The organism is Acinetobacter sp. AHP123, assembly GCF_023757925.1.
Lineage (GTDB): Bacteria > Pseudomonadota > Gammaproteobacteria > Pseudomonadales > Moraxellaceae > Acinetobacter > Acinetobacter oleivorans.
Window position 1 is genome coordinate 3,900,222 of sequence record NZ_CP092454.1, and the last position, 20,907, is coordinate 3,921,128.

A 20,907-nucleotide genomic window follows, 5' to 3' on the forward strand; every position below is an offset into this window, starting at 1 on the left:
TTATCCCCCAGCTTTATTTTCAAATGATACATCTTCCCATCTACCATTTGCTTTTTGGTACATAGTTACAAATCCATCAGGCCTATCAGAGGTATTATTACGCTTGTATACCACTTCAATCTTAACAGGAACATTTTTACCTGTTTGCCTATAAATTTCAGCTACAGGATTTTCAAAGTCTGTTTTATAACGACTCTGATTTAAGTTTTTCAATGAAGTTCCATCTGATAGTGTAACAGAACGGCCACTCCCAGGAACTACATTCAGTCTATTTATTGGCCCATCAAATTGATTACCAATAAAATGAAAACCAACATCTTCCAAAGCACCATTATAGCCAATTACTGTTGCATTTGGTTCACCAGAAGTAACATAACGTCTATGATTCTTCAATGAAACCTCCCCTTCAATCATTGAAACACGAGCTTGGCTATCTGTAGTCCATGTAACACCACCATATTTATAAGACGTATTTGGAACTGGATTATTCGCTGCCCTATTAAAACTATCAATATTGTCGAAATGTAAAGTACGTGATGCAGTACTAACAAATGGTGCTTTAACTCGTGTACTTGCTGTACTTGGATATAAAGCTTTTATTGGAGGAGCTGGCATTGATGCTGTCAACACTTCACCAGTGGTACTACCAACTGGAATGTCATTCAACAAACCAAGGCTAGCGCTACCTCTTTGGTTAGCTCCAATGGTTCGGCCAATAACAGTAGCTTTATTAAATTCCCTTACATCGCCTAAATATCTGAGTCCACTCCTTACGCCACCAATAGAAGCTGTCAAAGGATTAGATAAGTACAAATCCTCATAAAACTGTTGGGATGCTTCATAATCACCGCTAATGATACTAAATCCAGCAGCAGGTAAATTTGATACAATTGCTGCTGTATTACCTGCCAATTTTAAGGTGTTCCATCCAGCATTTAATACTGTATTAAATGCATTATTTATCGGCTGGAAATAATATCGATCCAGTCTAGGATTACCTGTATTTATTGTTGGTGTAGCCCATGAATATTGAAATGGTACAGAAGCGCTACCCCATTCCTCTAATGCTTGTGCACGATTTTGGAAGAAGCTTTTAGCTCCCTCAAGCGCATAAAGCATATTATCATCATCTATCCATGGTGTTTTCTCACTAGCTGAGACCTGGATAGTCGGTAATATATATACTGTGTCGGAGGCCGTTCCACTTTTATAACTGGCATCCACTAATAAAGGTCTAGTTTTGGAACGAATAGCTTCCTGACGCAGGAACTCTTCTTCATTAAAGTTAGCAACCAAATCATTAGTCTTACTATCAGCAAACCATCCATCAGCATTTTCCCCAAACTGGCGCCCTACTGTATTTGCGATCGCTGCCATTGATACATTTAAGTAATCCGGTTTCGCTCCACCAAACCACTTATCATCAATCACTGCTGCTGCATTAGCACCTGCTAAAGAGTAGGCATATGGGCTTGCTGTAGCTCCTAGGCTATTAAATACTCCTTTCGCCCCCATTCCAGCTGCTGCAATTGAACCTACAATCGATGAACCTAGTGATGCCCAGCTAAAGCTCTGGTTATTCCCAAACACTTGGTTGGCAAGGTACGTTGATCCATAACTGACAGCCCCGTACACAGCTCCTTTAGCGACCCAACCACCATTATTAATAGCCGTCTTCGCTGCGCTTGCCCAACTACCTTGTGTCGCAGTTGCTCCAGCTGTTCCAGCTACAGGAGCCAATGCTCCGCCAACGCCTGCTGTAGCACCTGCTGTAAGAGCAGAAATACCCACTTGTGACCATGAGAAACTATCCACAACACCCATTGCCTGACCAGCCAGTTGAGATGCAGCACTTCCCACGGCTGCACCTATCATAGATCCGCCAATTGCTGCACCCAAAGAAATTGTTGTAGTAGTACCAGCTACAAGCCCTCCTCCAAGTAAAGCTGTACTTCCCAATGCAAAAGCTGAGCCACTTGTTATTGCAGCTCCTGCAGCCCCTGCAGCAGCTCCCATGGTTCCTCCACTAGCCAATACACCTAATGCTGCTGATGCAGCCCCTGCGGTATAAATGGTCACCACAATCGCCACCACGATCATTACAATCTGGGCAATACCACCACACTTCTTCTTCGGCTTCGGTGGCGGTGGCGGGCTCGGTACTGTCGGCTGGGTATTCCCAATCGCCTCTCCTGGGTTATAAGGCCGGAACGTCTCACTGTTGTTATGGATGTTGGTGACCTTGTTCGGAACCGTTAATACCTGTCCTGCAGTTAACTTGTCCGTCGCACTCAAGCCATTTACATCAGCCAGCATGTACCACATCGAAGCATCACCCCAAACCGACAACGCAATGCTTTGTAAGGTATCCCCGTTATTCACCACATAACTGGTCGATGCACTCGATGGATACTGCGCATTAATCGGCTCAAAGTTCTGGTCAAAGTCCGCCGATGAAATCGGTTTAAAGTCTTTGGCCTGAGTGGCTGTCGCACGGTTGTTTTGCAGGTTCTGTACGTAGTCTTCACGCGATGGACCATCATTACTCAAGTCACCTACACGTTGCCCGTTGACATAGTAGAAGTTACGGTAACGGTTCATGGTGTTATTGATCAGCTCGTTTCGCTGTAACACCATCCCTTGTGAGTTGTTGATATACGTTGCTGTCCGTTTATTCTGTGTATTCTTGTCATCCACAAAACCGCTCAGGTGGCCATTGATGTTATAGCTCAGGCTAGTTTCACCCTTTAAACCATCTACCGTGGTGGTGATTTTGCTTTGCTTGGCACTGTCCCACCATTCATAAGCATATTGAGTGGTCTGGATGGAACCTGAAGTCGGGGTCATCACCGTCTTGTCAAGGGTCGCCTTATCTGCAAGATAGGTATATTTCGTTGTACCCGCACCAGTACCGCCTTCTTTTTTCTGCTCGGTAATCTGGTTATCTTTGCTATAGGTGGTCGTGGTGGTCTGATAGACCGTCGCACTGTTTTCATTGTTATCGGTATATTGGGTTACCCGGCCCAAGGCATCGTTATAACGGGTAGATATCGTGTATTGGGTACCTAGAGTACCTGTGCTTGAGTAATCTGCATTCTTCACCGTTTCAAGGTAGCCATCAGTGGTATAGCTATAGCTTTCTTTATGTGCCTTGGTCGAGTTCAGTGCATCTTTACCATAATCTGCTGTCAAGCGTTGTCCCAGCTTGTCATAGCTAATCGCAATACCAGTATTGCCGCGCTCTACTTTCTTCGCTGTACTATTCAGCACACCCATGCTGATGATAAAGCGGTTCATGCTGTCATAGCTGTACCAGAAATCCTGAATCTTCGGTGCAGCATTTACAGCATCACGGTAGTTCGCCAGCATATGCACGATATTGCCATTGCCATCATATTCATAATGAATATTGAAGGACTGGTCCTGCACACTGATCTTACGGTTTAAGCTATCGTAGTTGATCAAGGCATTCTGGAATACCCGTGGCTCGCCCACCTTGCCATTGAGTTCCTGATAGCGTTCTTCAATCCGGTTACCGTTATCATCATAACGATAAGAGGTTAACAGGTTGAGTGCGGTATCCCGTATTTCCTTGAGCGAACCATTGCTGTAGTAGCTATAGTCAAGGCTCTGGCCCTGGCTGTTAATTTGCCTAGTAAGCCAGCCACCTGCGCTATAAGTATAGGTAAAGACATGTTCACCCTTGTCGGTATGCTTGATGGTCCGGCCAAAGTAGTCCTGTTCATCGACCAGGGTTTTACCGAGCCCATCTGTTTCCGTGCGTCTAATGCCGCCCTTACTACTATTAAGATTGCTAATTGTCGCATCGTAAACATAATCGACTTTGGTAGTTACCCCTTCAGCGGTTTTACTCTGTACCACACGGCCTAAGGCATCATAATCTGTGGTGGTGGTATTCTTCAGTGCATTGGTTGCACTCAGGCGATTCCCTAGTTCATCGTAGGTGAAGGTGTCGATAAGGCTGGTTTGTACTCCACCCGAAGTAATGTGCGTCGCACCTACTGTCCCCGCGGTTCGTGCTGCACGGGTGATCTGGATCAGGTTGCCATTGATATCGTAGCTATAGCCGGTTTTAACGCCCAGTGCATTGGACTGTTCAATCAGGTTGCCATAAACATCATATAAATTACTGACCTCACCAGTATCGGCATGGGTTTCTTTCTCAACCAGCCAATCCCCGGTTTCAAGGTTACGTCCGTTTAAGTAACTTTGCTTGTTGATGTTGCCATTGGCATCTTTACTGGTCAGTAAGCGGCCACTTAAGTCATAGCCATACTCAAGGGTTGGGGTGCCTTGTACAACCGTACCATCTGACTTACGGATATCGACTGTAGGGAGAACCTTCTTGATCAGTTTACCCATGGTGTTGTAGCTGAGGCTACTGGTATTGCCATTGCCATCGGTTTCACTGATGATTTCACCAAAGGCATTGTAGGCCTGTGATTTAACAATCTGGCTGGCACGGTCACCGGATCCATTAATCACCCACTTGTTTTGCTGGCTACTACCGTTGCCCTTACTGTCAATACTGAGCTTACCCGGTACAAAGGCGATTACCTTGCCCGCACTGTCATAGAGCTGGTAGAAATACTCGTAGTTTTCAAAGCCTGACTTTGGCACCAGATCATTTAAGTTCCAGCGATAAATGCCACTTGAAGGAGTGAGGCTGACTTTCTGGAACTGGTTACTGCTGGCCCAGTAGGCATCGCTGTTGATATCAGCACTGACCAGATCTGAAACAAAGTTACCACTGGCATCGACCTGACGTTTACGGTAGAACAGTTCCATCTTGCTGCCGTTGTTCTGGGCAGGCTGGAAGTCAAGCCAGCTGTCATTCAGCTGGTTAGTATGTTGGCCTGAACCAGCACCCACCCCGACATTGACATAGCCTGTGGCACGGTTAAGCAGTTTGCCTGAGTCATTGGTGGTTTCATAGCTATAGTAAACCGTGGTACTGCCTAACAGGTTCTGTTCAGCAAGATCGGTGGCATCCAGAATGGCTTTACCATCGCTTCCTACGGTTAATACTGCGGTTTTATTAAGCAAACCTGCGGCTGTACCATATTTAACGGTCACTTTACTGCTGCCGGTAGGCTGGCCTGCAAAGGTAATCTGGTTCTGTACAAAAGATTTAGGGATATAACTCAGAACTTTGGGTTGACTTCCCAAGCGCAATTTACCGATGATACTGCCCGATGGTGTGGTTTCAGTGGTGCCATTAAATGAATCTAGCTGAAACTCGTAGTCACCTGTACGAGTTCCATAGTTCCAAGCAAAAGAGTTAAAAATTCTTGTGTCTTGTGTTGGCATATAACTTGTTAAGGATATATTTTCCCAATCAGTTGTGCCTATTTTTCTTACTTTGAGTTTAGCAAACTGGTTATTGTACTTATTTGCTAAAAATTGATCCATAAAGTTCACACGAGATTCGGCAAACAAAGCAAAGCCATCTCCGCCATAATTAAGTGGAGTCAGACTAGCCTTTACCCCATCCTCAGTAGTTTCTAACACTCCTTGTTGTCGATTAACAATCGTAACACCTTTATAAATAAGATATTGGATTTCATATTTTTTATTTTCTGCAAAATTATCAATATAAAAATCAAAAACACCATCGGGCTTTAAATCAAAACTATACCCAGCAAAGGACATAGAAAAGGGAGAATTTGTACCAAACTCTCTGTAGTAAAAAATCGCATGCGTCGATTCAACTGGTTGATTAATAATTCTTAATGCCTTATAACTAGGACCGAACATAGTTAAAGAATTATTTGGTCTTGAAAGATAGCTATATAGAGGAAATTCTGGAGCAGGATATTCTACCAACGAGTCAACTATTTCAAGTCCAGAACCTATTGGTATATAACTACCATTAATTTCGACCATAAGGGTAGTAACAAATATTGCACTTCCATCGCCTTCTTTATTTAAATTTTGATGATAATCTTCATCAGTAAGTTCAACTTCAAATAAGGTTGTAGAATTCGAACTCAAACTAGTTTTAGTTGATACTGCTATATCAGATCCATTATATATTGGACTAGCTTTTAAAATAAAATTACTACCATACCCCTTCAAAGACTCGGTATTAACCTCATACCTTATCTTAAATTTTGGAATTCCCTGATATATATCTTGATTTGTTGTAATAATAGATGAGTTAACTTTATGGTAATTATTTTTAAAATCATTATTTGAATAGGAGAATTTAGCAGTAACATCTTGCCTAGTATTCACTGTTTCTTTCTTATCAATATAAACACTCGGCAAATCTGTAGCAGCCAGTGCCTTCTGGGTGATCGTAGCCTGATTCAGTGCAGTATTAATAACACCTTGCCCACCCCCTAAAATTTCTCCTTTCGCGCTATACGCCAAATATTGATAGTCATATAACGTGTTATTCTCTAACGTATTTAACCCGGCTTTGTACCATCCAGCGGTATTATTATATAAAGTGGCACTATTGGTTAAGGTACTCCACTGGCTTGCCCCAGCAACCTTATATTTCACCTCAACCCGACTGGTCCCGGTCGGGATATTTTTCATCATTAACTGACTATAATTATTTAAGGTGCCTTCCTGTTCAATTGTTCTAGGTTCCCAGATCAGTAACTGTCCAATCTCTGCATAATACAATGGAGGCTGCTCACTCCAACGTGATTTCCTCGCAATTGAAGATGCGATCTTATCAGTCACCTTATTGGTGGTGTTCATCACCAGTTCAGTCGTAGTCGCCGAAGTCCGTTTATAAATCTTGACGGTATAAGTTTTTCCACCCAGGAATTTATCGGTATTGTTATCTAGCGCAATCTCGACCAGACTGCTGCCTGAGGCAACACTCTTTTTATACACCTGCCCATCAATGCTTAACTCAACCTCAAAGTTCCCATCCCCAAAGCCTTTTAACTGTGATGGAAGAGCAACCTGAATTTTTTCTAATACAATCCCTTCTTCATAATAAACCGTAACCCAAGTTTCGTGCTTGTCAGTACTGTCAGTAACTTTTTCTCCTTTATTGCCTATCAAGGTAATCGGTAATTTATAATCATTAAATACATCAACTGCCACCACGCCCATGGTGTTCGCCACACCGTTACCCGTCGCCGTGGCAGCCGGATTAGCACTTACCGTCCCACCCGAGAATACATCCACCACATTCACAGAGCGCTTGATCGCCCCTGTACCACTGTCCAGTACCTTACCGGTCGCATCACTGCTGCTGTAACTATAGCTATAGTCGATATTGGCCTGAATCGCCCCAATATCCAGCACGAACTGGCCTGCTGTGGTGGTTGCCTGCATATCAACAGTGAGGGTATTACTCACGGTAGCCGTACTACCCTTCGGCCAGTACTTGATCATCACACGCTTCGCCTGGGCATTGGCCTGAATGCTCAGCTTCTGGGTCTCGGCACTAAAGCTCAGCTTGCTGGCACTGTCGGTCAGGCTCACCGTCGACTTGTCCACCGTCCGTGAAACCGTCTGACCAAACAGGTTTAAGCTGGTGTCCAGCTTGTCCTGGTTAAACTTCGGCTCCCGAACCTCAACCACCTGGTTACGCTTGTCATACACCGTTTCGGTATAGCTGACCCCGGTCAGATCCTTAAGCTGATCAGCACTCTTGGCAGTGATGCCCGTACCCGTGGTATCCAGCTGCAAGGTCGCATTGCCATTGCGGTCATATAAGTAATAACGGGTCACGCCATTATTGGCATTGCTCTTCCACACCTTACCCTGATTGTTATATTCAGTGACTTCTTGCCATGAGTCCGTGCTCTTGGTAGTGCTATCCGTCTTGACCAGACGTTTGCCGGTAATCTCACCAAACACGTTATAGCGGGTTTCACGTTCCTCCAGGGTCTTCCAGCTGATCGCAGTCGCACCGGTCGGGAGACTACCTTCATTGGTCTGGCGGGTAATCTCCTTACCCAGCAGGTTATATTCAATCAGTGTTTCATCATACTTGGTTATGCCATCGTTGGCCTTACGGCTATTGCTGGTCCAGGTGCGGTTCCCCATCAGGTCATAGCCATAGTTGACACTATGGCTCAGGCTGGCATCGGTTTCCTGGGTCAGTCGGCCCAGCTTGTCATAGCTATACTGGGTCACCCGGTCATCGGTACTGACCGCATCATTGCTGCCCAGTACTGCACTGCTTGATAACAGTCCCAGTCCGTTATAGACACTGGAGATGCGCTGCTTGAGAGTAACACCTTTACTGTCAGTATAACTACCGAAGGTCCGAATGCTCTCACGGCCCAGCGTGTCATAAGTGATATTGAGGGTTTCGCCTGCACCCTCTTTCTTGGTGAGCAGCTTATCCAGTGCATTATAGGTAAAGTACGTCACGCTGTTGGCTGTTTTAAGCACACCACCATCACTATAACTGACATTAAGCAGCTCGGTCTTGATCACCCGCCCTAGCTTGTCATAAGTACTCACGGTGGTGCGGTCATTATCTGCATCTTTAACCAGCAAAGCAGTCAGACTCGTTAAGGTATCTGTACCCGTGACAGCACGGCTCAGTTTCTTGGCATACTTGATCTCGGTCAGGATATTCAGTTGAGACGTCGTGTCATTGCCATAACTCCAGCTGGTCGCATAGCCTTCCTGGTCAATAGCCAGAATCTTGCGACCTGCCTTGTCATAGTACGCATAACTACTATTACCTTTGCCATCCTCAACCCGAATGATATTGCCATTGCCATCGTAATAGGTCTTTTCAATCGCACTCTGGGTGATAAGTGCACCCTTGCCCTGACTATCATATTCATAGCTTGCGATATTCGGGCTAAGCACGCTGGTCTGGCGGCCGACCTTGTCATAGCCATATTCAACTACACGCACATTGCCTGATGGTGTCACTGGTACAGCACCTCCGGCCTGTGCTGGCAAGCTGACCGGCGTTTCATAGCTTTGCAGCTTGGTCACTAACCCCGCTGCATTGTATTCCCAGCGGGTCAAGCCACCCAGCGGATTTACTTCTGCGATCTTGCGCGCATTCTTATCATAATAGCTAAAGGTCTTGGCCCCGTTGGCCTCGGTTTTTAAGATCTGGTTGCCATAACCATCATATTGATAGCTTTCTTGTGCAACACTACTTGTGGTCTCAACCTTGCCTTTTAAATACGGCTTAGTCGCATCCTTGACCTGTAACTGAACCGTGCTGACTGCCTCTGCAATCTTGGCCGTCAGGCGATTAAGGTTGTCGTATTGATAGACCGAAACCCGCTGCTCAGTCAGCCCGCTCGCTTCCACCTGTTTGGTTTTATTACCATAGGCATCGTATTCATACAGATGCGTGACCGGGTTACCTGCCGATGGCTCAGGCAGGGTTTCCTTGATCAGTCGACCCAGTTTGTCATAGCTGTAGTTATACACTCCACCCAGTTTATTGCGGTAAGTGGCAGGCTGAGCTGACCCATCCGTATAGGTATAGGCTTCATAGGCCCCCGAGACATCAGTGATGCGGATCTTACGGTTTAACTTGTCATACTGGTAAACGACGTGCGTATATACAGTACCAAAGTTCAAATAAGGCTGAGTGGTGGGTGCAACTTCCGTACTGCTTGCGAGTATCTTAACGCTAGTATATAAACCATTGCTGCCTTCAATCTTATCCAGTGCATTCACTGGTGATAAGTATTTTCGTTCAATGGTCTGATTACCAAATGTATCGTAATAATAGTAAGTGATATAACCTTCAGGATCGATTTTTGCCGTATTCCGGTTAAGGCCATCGTAGTAGAAATAGCCCTTATTGCCGAGTTTATCTTTGACCCAGATGACATTGTTAAAGGCATCATAACCGGTTTCAACTGTATTACCCTGCGCATCGGTTTCCTTGACCTTACGGTTCAGTGCATCATAAGCATACTGGGTGAATGCATGCTCAGGTAAAGTCGCTATGTTATAGCTGGCATCCAGCTGTGCCAGTGTACTGCTACGACTTAAGCTGGTTGCTGCATTAAAGCGTGCCGTGCTTATTATATTGTCAAAGGCATCATAACTGTAACGGGTCACATAGCCCTGTGCATCAATCTGGTAACTGAGTCGTCCATCCTTATCATAATAAGAACTGGTTTCCCGGTAATTGGTCGCAGCCAGCAGTTTAATGCCCTTATCCAGATTGTCTGCTGTCAATGCCGGACGCGGGACCGTAAAGTTACCTGCCGTATCCTTAGTTCTGAGTAAATCTAAAATGGCATCACTGTTCAGGGCAGTCTGTTTAACCGAGGTCTGCTGGCCTTGTGCATTGTAGCTATAAGCCGTGACATAACCTAGCGCATCAACATCATGGCTGCGTCGTCCCGCCTTGTCATAGAAATATTGAGTTTCCTGCATTTTGTTCGCAGGTAACAGCAAGATTGCCGCATTGCAATTCGCAAGTGTGGTAGCCGGTCTGGCCGAAGTATAGACCCCATTGGCATCTTTAGTTCTGAGCAGATCTAATAATTCCCCGACAGTGACTGTCGTCACTTTTTGACTCACCACATTGCCTAAAGCATCATAGCTATAGTGAGTCACCAGGTTCATTTCGTTAAAATCAACGACCTTACGTCCTACCGCATCATAGAAGGTACCCGTCACCGTATAGGCGGGTGGCGTTGAAGACAGATAGAGGGTATTCAGCTCGGCCAGCGTACTGCTACGGCTTAGCGGTGCCGCCAAAGCAGTGGTGTACTTGACAGTATTGGTAATCTGTCCAGCTGCATTGGTGTTATATCGGGTGACATTACCCAACGCATCGATCTGGTAGGCAATCCGGCCGACCTTGTCATAATAGTAATTGGTCTCGCGGTATTGGGCATCGGTCAACAACGCCAAGCCAGCATCATAGTTTTCAATGGTGGCAGGTGGTCGGGCACTTAAGTTACCTGCTGCATCTTTGGTTTTCAGTAAATCAAGTAGGGATGTATAAAGAATGGCTGTTTCTTTTTTAGCAGTCAGGTTACCCAGTTCATCATAGCGATAACGGGTCAGAACCGAATTCTTATCCAAGTCATAGATCTTTCTGCCCAGCTTGTCATAATACATATAGTGGATAAAATAAGCGGGCAATGGATTGACTTTATAGACCGCATCCATCTGCGCCAAAGTGCTACTACGGGCCAATGTAGTCGCAACTCTAAAGTCCAGCACATTAATAATACGATTCAATTTATCATAGTCATTACGGGTTACATAACCCGCCGCATTCATGCTGTAAATCACCCGGCCCAAGGCATCGTAATAGTAAGACTGGGTTTGAGCAGACGCTTTGGCAGTGGTGAGGGCCGTCTTGATCGTATCGGCAGTTAATGCCTCACCTGTCAGGTTAACAACTTTATCGTACCGAATGGCATGTGCAACTTTACCCAGCTCATTATATTGGGTTTCAAGCACTGCACCTTCGGCATCAATCCGGTAGATTTCCAGCCCATCTTTATTGTAAACAAAGCGGGTCAGGTTGGCCGTGGTTTTACTGACCGTTACATTAGCAGCAGTCACGATATCTTTGGTCGTCCAGCTACTCACATCTTGTAAGGCGGTATATTGATACTGGGCAATCACTTTGCCATTGAGATCATAAACAGATCCGCTGACAACGCCCAGACTATTAATGGTATAGACCAACTGGTTCATCGCGTTATAGACATACCAGCTGCTATTGCCCGCCTCATCAATCTTACGCGTGACATTGCCATTGGCATCGTAACGGTACTCAACCTTTAAGGCCAGACCCGTCGGGTCTTTCACCTCGGAAATCCGTCGTCCCAGCGCATCATAAGTATACACCGTGGTCAGGCCCTTATCGGTTACCTTCACCTGACGTCCAGTCTCGTCATACTCATAGCTGGTCACCAGTTTGAGGCCCTTGGCATCCTGAGTAACTGAAATCAGCTTCCCGGCCTTGTCATAGCCATACTGGGTTACCCGCTCATTGGCACTGCCCTTGGCTTCCGTGACTTCAAGACGCTGTCCTAAGCCATCATAGCTATAGCTGGTTTCCTGACTCTCAGTTGCAGACAATGTAACAATCTGAGAGATAATCCGGTTGGCATTGTCATAGTAATAGCTGGTCTTCACCCCGACCGCATCGGTGCTTTCGCTTAATAATCCTGTTTTCTTGTCATATACATAGTTGGTGATCGCCGCTACCGCATTGGTCTCTTTGATCTTTTGTCCATCATCATTATATAAATAAGTGCTTTTACCCTGATTGGCTTGTGTGACCTGCATCACATCACCAAACTCATTATATTGAGTGGTGGTTTGCAAGCCTTCCGGGCTTTTAACTGTCAGAGTCTTCGTCTGATCATTGTATGTATAACTGGTCAGGTTGTCATTTACGCTGACGCTAAGCTGGCGTCCCCAGGCATCATAAGTGGTTTTAGTTACCCCATTATCCGCTGAGGTCACTTGGATGGTACGACCCTGATCCTGACTATAATCCAAGCGGGTAACATTGCCGTTGGCATCGGTTTCCGTGATCACACGGCCATAGGCATCGTACTGTTTAAGCGTGGTATTTTTTAAGCCGCTGGTGTCTAGAATGGTGCTCTTCAACTCACCTCGTTTGCTATAGACATAACTGCTTTGTAGTGTGGTTTTGGTCGTTCCTAAAGTCACCTGTTGGGTCTGTTGTTCCAGTTCACCATACAGGTTATAAACTGATGCGATACTATTAGAGAGCCCATCGGTCTTTTTACTGACCTTGCCCAGCTTGTCATATTCAAGCTTTTCAATACGATCCTTGGTCGCATCTTTAATCGCAGTCACCAAACTACTAAAGGTCGTGGTCAGCTCACCCCCTTTGAGGCTCTTACCGATACCCACCGCATTCGCCAATGCACTCGGAACTGCTGCACCCGCCAGATCCGTAGCTGTCGTAGTCAGGCTCTTGCTATATTGCGTGCTGCTGGCAACTTCACCAAACAGGCTGTAGCCGGTTTCAACCACATTACCTTCGGCATTGATCTGATGGGTCAGGCGGCCTGCTTTATCATAATAGAAGGTAGTGAGTTGCCCTGCTGCACTCATGACCTGGGTTTTTCTGCCCGCAGCGTCATAGAAGGATTTAATCGCATACTGGTTATAGGTCTGTTCAACCAGATCAGCCGTCATCCCGGTCGTTAATTGATTAGCAGCTTCGCCTCTTAATACCTGAGTGACTTCACCAAAAGCGTTATAGCGGGTATAGGCAACACGTTCATTGGCTGTACTTGCAGCTAGAGTCTCCTTGATCAGACGACCCGCCTCATCATAGACATAGCTGGTAGTTCCCTGACGGGGATCGACCACTGTTATCAAACGCCCTTGAAGATCGTAAGATTTAATGCTGTCTTGATAGGTATTACCTGCAGGTAACTTAATAATATCCGTCCACACGCTGGTACTAGCCACCGTTGCTGTCGTTGCCAAGGCATACTGCCGTGTAGTTACGCTATTGGTTTTTTGATTATATAAATAGGCCGTGACGAATTTCTTTTCATCCACTGTGCCAATCAGTTGTCCTTGCGCATCATAGAAATAGAAACTGCTCAGTATCGTGTTATCTGTACCAGTTGGTTTGAGCTGTGCCAACGTCCCGGTCGCACGCAAGCTCTCGGTTGTGACTTTACTATGACGGTTCACCTGGATTTTTTGGCCGGCACTGTTATAAACCGTTTCAACCAGATAGCCCTCAGCATCTAAGGCAGCCACCTGCAGGTTATCTTTATTATAGAAGTAACGACTGATCCGGTCGCCCGCTTTAGTTTGAGTGATATTGCCATAGCTGTCATAGCTATATTCAGTGATTAAACCATTGGCCTGTTTAACACTGATCAGTCGGCTACTGCTGTCATAACTCTTCTCCACCACCCGGTCAAGGCCAGCAACTGCAGGACGGATCTCTTCGACGCGTTTTTTACTCACCACCCCGTTGGCAAGCCATCCTGCACTGCTCACTGCAGTGGCATAACGGATTTCTTTGGTTTGTAAATCATTCTTGTTATAGACATATTCAGTCAACAGACCTGAGCTGTCGACCACACCAGTTAAACGGCCTTTTTTATCGTAGAAATTAAATTGCTCATAACCACTCGGCTGCTTGCTATAAATCAGACGTCCCGCTTCATTATACAGATAGCTGGTGGTACGATCCGGTAGATTGGTGGCAGTCTGTACAGTGCTGGTTAAACGGCCATAACTGTCAAAGCTTTGAACGGTACTTAAACCCGCTGCGTTCGTCACGGTAATTTTACTGGCACCATAACTATAGCTGGTGGTGCCGGTACTTCCCACTTCAGAAAGCACACGTCCCATCCCGTCATAGGCAAACGACTGCACACTCGATGCTGCCGTTGTGCCGGCAGTGGTGCGGTCCGCACCACGACGGGTGATCTTCTGCAATAATAAACCACGCGCATCATAGACATAGTCAATCAGCTCAGCTGCATCATCCACAATCCCCAGATTCTTGATCACGCCTGTTGTAGCATCTGCTGTAGCATCAATTGAACTATAATGGATCTCTTTTTTTAAGTTGCCATACACATCATATTCATAGCTGCTCAGTTCTTTTTTTAGCTGTTTTTTTACCCAGGTATCCACATCCTTATATGTCATGGTACTGGTATATTTGGCCTGATAGTTGCCGCCTTTACTGACCAGCTGGCCTTTATCATTATAGATATATTCTACGACCGTACCCTCCGCACTGATCACAAAGCGCAGACGTTGGGCATCATACAGATACTGGGTGATCTTGGTTTCACCTGTCGCCGGTAACGCCAAGTTCCCACTGGCATCTTTCACCGCGAGCGTGAGATATTCGGTGACAGTGGCAAGCTGGGTATTATTGGTGTAGCTATATTTAATCGCTTTACCGGTCGGGCCATATTCTTCGGTTAAGTTGCCATTACTATCATAGCGGTAAGTGAGCTTATTACTTTCATTATCCGTAATGGTCAGTACATTGCCATCTGCATCATAGCTAAAGCTGGATACCTCGGCATTGGCATTCTTGATGCTGGTTAACTGCCGATTGGCATCGTAACTATATTCCCATACCTCTTGTAAGCTATTGGTCACCGTGGTCTTGTTAGCAGCATAGCTAAAGGTGGTGGTGCCCTGGCTGTCCTTTACCGTTGTTACCCGGTAAACATTGTTTGCCGTATCCAGCTCATAGCCAAACTGTACGCTACTGCCATCACTTTGCGTGATACTTGCAATACGCGAAGAGCTGCCATCATAAGCATAAGTGGTGGTATACACCTTTTGATCGGTAATCAGATTATCACTTGGTGTGAGGTCACTAATGACCTTAGTCAGGCGATTGGCCGTGTCATATTCATAATAGACATTCTGGCTGACCACCCCGCCAACTTTCGTATCAATTCTTTTAATACGGTTACTGGTTCCGTCATATTGATAGATCAGCTCATTTAAACTGCTACTATCCTTAATAGAAATCAGACGATCTGCGCTGTCATAGCTATATACTAGGTTGGTGCCATTGTTATCTTGAATACTGGTGAGGCGGCCTGTCTTTTTGACTGCATCATAGGTGTAGCTTTCTTGAGCAAGGGTCTTTCCATCAGTGATGGTCCAGGTCGTTCCTGAAATTGCCAACTTATCGTATGCCCCATCGCCTTCTTTAGAAATATAGTTATTGGCAGAGGAAAAGTTAAAAGTGACTTCGTGACCATCTTCAGAGGTAACAATAATTTTACTGCCCGCTTCATTTAAGTTACCGACTAAACTGAGTCGTCTGCTCCACTCGCCACTCCACTGAGCATTATTATTTAATAAACCTTTAGAATTATAGGTCTGGACCGATTGAATATCCTGACCTATTCCTGCCAGATTATAGCCCTGCTGGCGAATCACCAGATTGCCATCGGCAATATTAATATAATCTTCTATTCGGGCTTGCCCAAAGCTTGCATTTCCTTGTACCCCTCGTTTCCCAAGCTGGTTTAATGAGCTATTTGATAAACCTAAACCATTACCTGATACAATCGCAACCATGATGCAGCCTCTTCTTATTTTTTAAGTATTAAATTAAGAAAGTATTTATATATGTAAGCTCTTCTAAAGAATTAATATCACAACTTGATTTTAAGTTTAGTTAAACCCCACACAAGTTCCATAGTCTAATGATTTTTAATACCTTTTTAAATACATACTTAATATATTTTTTTATAGTGTATTTGATAAATATTTTTTATAAAAAAGATATTAATATAGCTTCAGTTTTTTACTATGCATTCAATATGCATAATTTAATTTTCTACAATTCACATTCAAACTCACTTATTAAAAGAGTAGACTTTCATGTAATTTAAGACACCTGTTCTTCAATTAGTGAAAAAATATAATTTAACGTATCAATAAAAAATAGAACTTTTAAAATTAGTTTTTTACTAATAATAAAGATAAATCGTAACACACTACCCAGTTAATGATTGCCAATCGAGCCAAATCTAGCTATTTATAGAAACTGGTACTTGCCATACTAAAAATTGCTAAGGACAACACATGTTAAAAATTTTAGGGCGCGATAACTCCATTAATGTTCGCAAAGTCTTATGGTTGTGTGAAGAACTAAATCTTGAATATGAAAGAGAAGACTGGGGACGAGGCTTTCGCTCTGCTCAATCACCTGAATATTTACAATTAAACCCCAATGGTCAAATTCCTGTTGTTTTAGATGGCGATTTAGTCCTTTGGCAGTCCAATAGTATTATCCGTTATTTGGCAAATGCTTACGATAAAGAACATCAGCTTTACCCTTCTCAAGCGAAAGAAAGATTCTTTGTCGATCAGTGGATTGATTGGCAAGCGATCGAGCTGAATAACAGTTGGACTTATACAATTATGTCTCTCTTGAGACACTCACCAGATCATCAAGATCCAAAGTTGTTAGAGCAAGGTATTGATGACTGGAATCATCATATGCAGATTCTTGATCAACAACTCGCAAAAACTCAGGCCTATGTTGCAGGTACTGAGTTCACTCTAGCGGATATTCCAATTGGTCTATCTGTACAGCGCTGGAAGGCCACTCCTTTTGACCATCCAACGCTTAAGCATGTCGACCAATATTTTGAACTTTTAAATCAACGTGCTGGCTTCTTAAAATGGGGAAATAACGGCGAACCTTAATTTTAAATCACTTTTAGTCCGAGTGATGGCGTTTCACGATGCCATCACTTAAAAGTTGATAAACCTGTTTTAAATCATCTTGATTTGCTTGAGCCAATAAGTCTTGATGCATTGCCAAGATATTCTGATCTCCCCTTACTGCAGGCCCAGTTTGCATTTGTTTCGGATCATTTTCAGTCGCTTTTTTAGCTGTTTCCAAAATTAAAGGATAGAGCAAGCCAAAGTCCACCTGCTCTTTATCTACAACCTGCTTTGCCATATCAAAACAGTAATTACTAAAATTACAAGCGAACACAGCCGCTAAGTGTAAAGTTAAACGTTGTTTTGAGGTGTATTGATATACTCGATTACTTAGGCTATTTGCTAAATCTGAAAGTAGTTTCTGGTCGACATCTGTTATTGCTTCAACAAATAACGGCGTTGAAGTCCAATCAACATCTCTTTCTAAGCTAAATGTTTGTAATGGATAAAATACCCCTGCTTTTTCATGTACGTGACGGATGACTTCAATATCAGTACTACCCGAAGTATGGACAATGAGTGTGTCAGGAAAGAATTCATGAACTTGTTTTACAAGCTCTGCAATTGCACTATCTGAAACCGCAAGAATGATGAGATCGGTCGGTTGAAATTCGCGAAGAGTTTGGCATGCTTTTGCTTGAATTTTCTCTGCAAATTTTTGGGTTTTATCAAAATCACGCGCATAGACTTGTACGATGTTATGACCTTGGCCCAATAAAGCCTTTGCCAAATGAAAGGCCACTCGCCCACTTCCCACCAAACTGATTTTCATATCAATCCAACATTATTTGTCTCAACAAAAAAAAGCTTCTCAAAATGAGAAGCTTTTTTCAAATTAAAATAACTAATTTTTCATAAATCAGTCGATTATTGGGCTACTGAAAACTCAATACGACGGTTTTTAAAGCGACCTTCTTCTGTTGTGTTTTCTGCAACTGGCTGATCAGAACCATGGCCTTCTGCAACTAATTTAGAAGCATCTACACCTTTAGATTTTAAATAATCTACAACTGCTTGAGCACGGCGTTGAGACAAAGCTTTATTTGCAGCAGCGTTACCAGTTGAGTCAGTATGACCACCCACATTTAATTTGACGCTAGACACTTTATTTAAAAGCGTTGCAGCTTGATCAAGAATGGCTTTGTTATCGGCAGGTATGTCACTTGAACCACTCGCAAAATTAATAATTTGCAAGTTAAGTGCTTTCACCAAAGCATTTACATCGACATTGTTCGGATCAATTGATCCTAGAGCAGTTTGCGAAGCAGTTAAGCTATTGCTTACAGATTGCTCAGCTGTTACTGGTGCTGTACCGACAACCTCTGTATGTGGCACCAATGCTTTTACTTTTGCAGTTAATGCTTCTAATGCTGCCGCATCACCCGCTTTCAAAGTAATTTTGTCGCCTACCCATTCTAAAGATGCATTTGGTACACCTTTTAATGCACCTAACACACCTGCAAGCGCATCTTTGTCGGTAAATGAGGCTGCATAAGTTTGGCTTGTATCCACCTTACAATCTTGAGTTGTCGAAAAAACTTTTTTAACGCTGGTTTGTAGCGTTGCCAAGAAGCCTTGATCGCCAATTCCAGCCTGACACTCACTCACTGCGCCTTTATCATTGGTACTTAAAGTTAAGCTAGCTGGTGCAGCAGCAGCTTCAACACCACTGGCAGCGGTCGGTTCTGGGGCTGGTACAGCTTCTTTATGCTGACAAGAACGCCATAACCAAGCAATGATCAGCCCCAGAATAATGAGGGCAATAATCGGTAAGAATCCACGAGACTTACCTGTATTTTCAGTTGCTGCTGCAAGTGGAGGTGCAGTTGATGGCGTGACAGAAGATAAACCTGCACCAAGTCCTAGCGGAGCTAATAGACCCACTGCCCATGCTGGTAAATATGAACGAATAGTATCTGCATGCTGGCGCAAGTAATTCATAATACTTTGCTGGTCATTTCCGGCAACATCTGAAATTGCATTAAGGCTGGGTTTAATTGCACTGTTGAGCGTGCTTTCAATTTCATTATTTGGTGCTGTACCACTTAAATGAGTAAGCACAGTATTTTTGATTTGGTCATTATGAGAAAAAAGGTCTGACAAGGAAGGAGCCAAACTATTTTTCAATTGTCCGATAAGATCAGGTTTAGCAGCTAATAATGAAAGTAAAATTGGATAAAACTTAGATAAAGCATTCGATTTTTCGCCTAGGTATCCATCCTGTTCATTTAATAATATTGAAGATACTTTTTCTTTAAGCAATTCTATAGGGTTTATCGACATTGGTTATTCTCCCGAATCTTATACGTCGTAACCAGCAATTTTTGATTATTCAAATACTTCTCTTTGCTGATAGTTTTTTATTCTAGTCTTCCTTCAATCTTTTGTTGTTTTTTATATAATTTATATACAATTTTCCATCTAGTATTTACAAAACAGGTAGATCATATTGATCTACCTGTTCATATTTTAAATTTACTTTAACTAAGCACTTTATCAGTTAGCAAAAGTTTGAAGTACTTTACCCGTCAAGGTTTGACCCAACAATGGGGTATTTTTTCCTTGCGATAAAATAGTATCTTTGCTTACTGTCCAGCTTAAAGCAGGATCTACCAATACCCAGCCAGCCTCATCTTCCCAACGCGAGGTCATATTCGCAACCTGCGCTGGCACACTAGTAACTTTAGCAACCCATTCTAAAGGTTCAAATAAACCCTCATTAATGAGTTGAATACCTAACGAGACATAAGTATCAAAAGCGGTAATACCCGGCTGAGTTTCAGCAAATGGCGCCATTTTTGCCGAACTGCTTAAAGGTTCATGGTGCGTACAAATTGCATCAATTACGCCTTCTTTTAATCCTTGACGTAAAAGTTCTTTATCTTGCTCAGAACGCAATGGTGGGCGAACGTGTGCAAGTGAATTGAAACCGTCGATTAAGTGTTCAGTTAAATGTAACTGGTGCATTGCAACATCAGCAGTCACAGGTAAGCCTTTTGCTTTTGCTGCACGGATTAACTCAACCGATGCACCACAAGACAACAAACCAAAGTGGGCTTTTACGCCAGTTGCTTCAATCATAAGCAAATATTTTGCAATCGCTACAGTTTCAGCAAGCGCCGGAATCATTGGCAACCCTTGGCGAGAAGCAATAAAACCTTCGTGTGTACATCCATCTTTAGCAATTTGTGGTTCTTCGGCATAGAACACAACCGTTAAGCCAAGACCCGCTGCATATTCCAAAGTACGAATAACCACATCATCATTTTCAAAAGCAGCGTTGGCATTTGAAACAGCAGTACAACCACCCTTTTTAAGACCCGCCATATTTGCAGGTTGTTTACCATTTAGACCTTGGGTTTGAGCACCGATAATATGCATATGAATGCCGCCATCAAGCCATGCCTTTTCAATCAAGCCATGAATAAGCGCACCATTGTCTTGCACAATCGGTTTTGAGTCTGGCGGAGTAATCACATGCAAAATACCATTAGCACGTGCGGCCTTCCCTTCAGACTTAAGGGTACCATGTTGCTGTTGACCCGGTTCACGTAAACGCGCGCACAAATCAACCATGGTTGGCATTAACCATTTGCCTTGACCATCGATGGTTTGTTCAACTTGCTCGGCTTGAGCAACCAACTTGCCATTTTGAATATATACAGTTTGTACGTTGTCTGTTTTTTGGATTGGGTCTAACACACGTACATTTTCAATTTTTACAATACTCAT

5 protein-coding genes are annotated in these 20,907 nt (G+C 43.8%); 1 reads left to right on the forward strand and 4 read right to left on the reverse strand.

The features are described from left to right. The gene (locus tag MJX77_RS18560) at positions 1 to 16,017 is read right to left on the reverse strand and encodes a DNA/RNA non-specific endonuclease (RefSeq protein ID WP_252060123.1); all 16,017 of its coding nucleotides are present in this window, start codon (positions 16,015 to 16,017) and stop codon (positions 1 to 3) included. A 510-nt stretch (positions 16,018 to 16,527) separates the two neighbouring features. On the opposite strand from MJX77_RS18560, the gene MJX77_RS18565 reads away from it, so the two are divergent. Continuing rightward, positions 16,528 to 17,154 carry a glutathione S-transferase family protein gene (locus MJX77_RS18565; RefSeq protein ID WP_252060124.1) on the forward strand — a complete coding sequence of 209 codons (627 nt, stop codon included), beginning with the start codon at positions 16,528 to 16,530 and terminating at the stop codon, positions 17,152 to 17,154. Between the two features lie 13 nt (positions 17,155 to 17,167). On the opposite strand, the gene MJX77_RS18570 is transcribed toward MJX77_RS18565, so the two are convergent. The 3 genes from MJX77_RS18570 to MJX77_RS18580 form a co-directional block, all read right to left on the reverse strand. Beyond that, on the reverse strand, positions 17,168 to 17,947 hold the full coding sequence (locus MJX77_RS18570) for a Rossmann-like and DUF2520 domain-containing protein (protein WP_252060125.1): 780 nt from the start codon (positions 17,945 to 17,947) through the stop codon (positions 17,168 to 17,170). A 95-nt stretch (positions 17,948 to 18,042) separates the two neighbouring features. Beyond that, positions 18,043 to 19,458: an OmpA family protein gene (locus MJX77_RS18575; RefSeq protein ID WP_252060126.1), complete on the reverse strand. Its 1,416-nt coding sequence runs from the start codon at positions 19,456 to 19,458 to the stop codon at positions 18,043 to 18,045. Positions 19,459 to 19,671: 213 nt separating this feature from the next. After that, a complete protein-coding gene (locus MJX77_RS18580) occupies positions 19,672 to 20,907 on the reverse strand; it encodes a dihydroorotase (RefSeq protein ID WP_224973383.1) in 1,236 nt (411 codons plus the stop codon).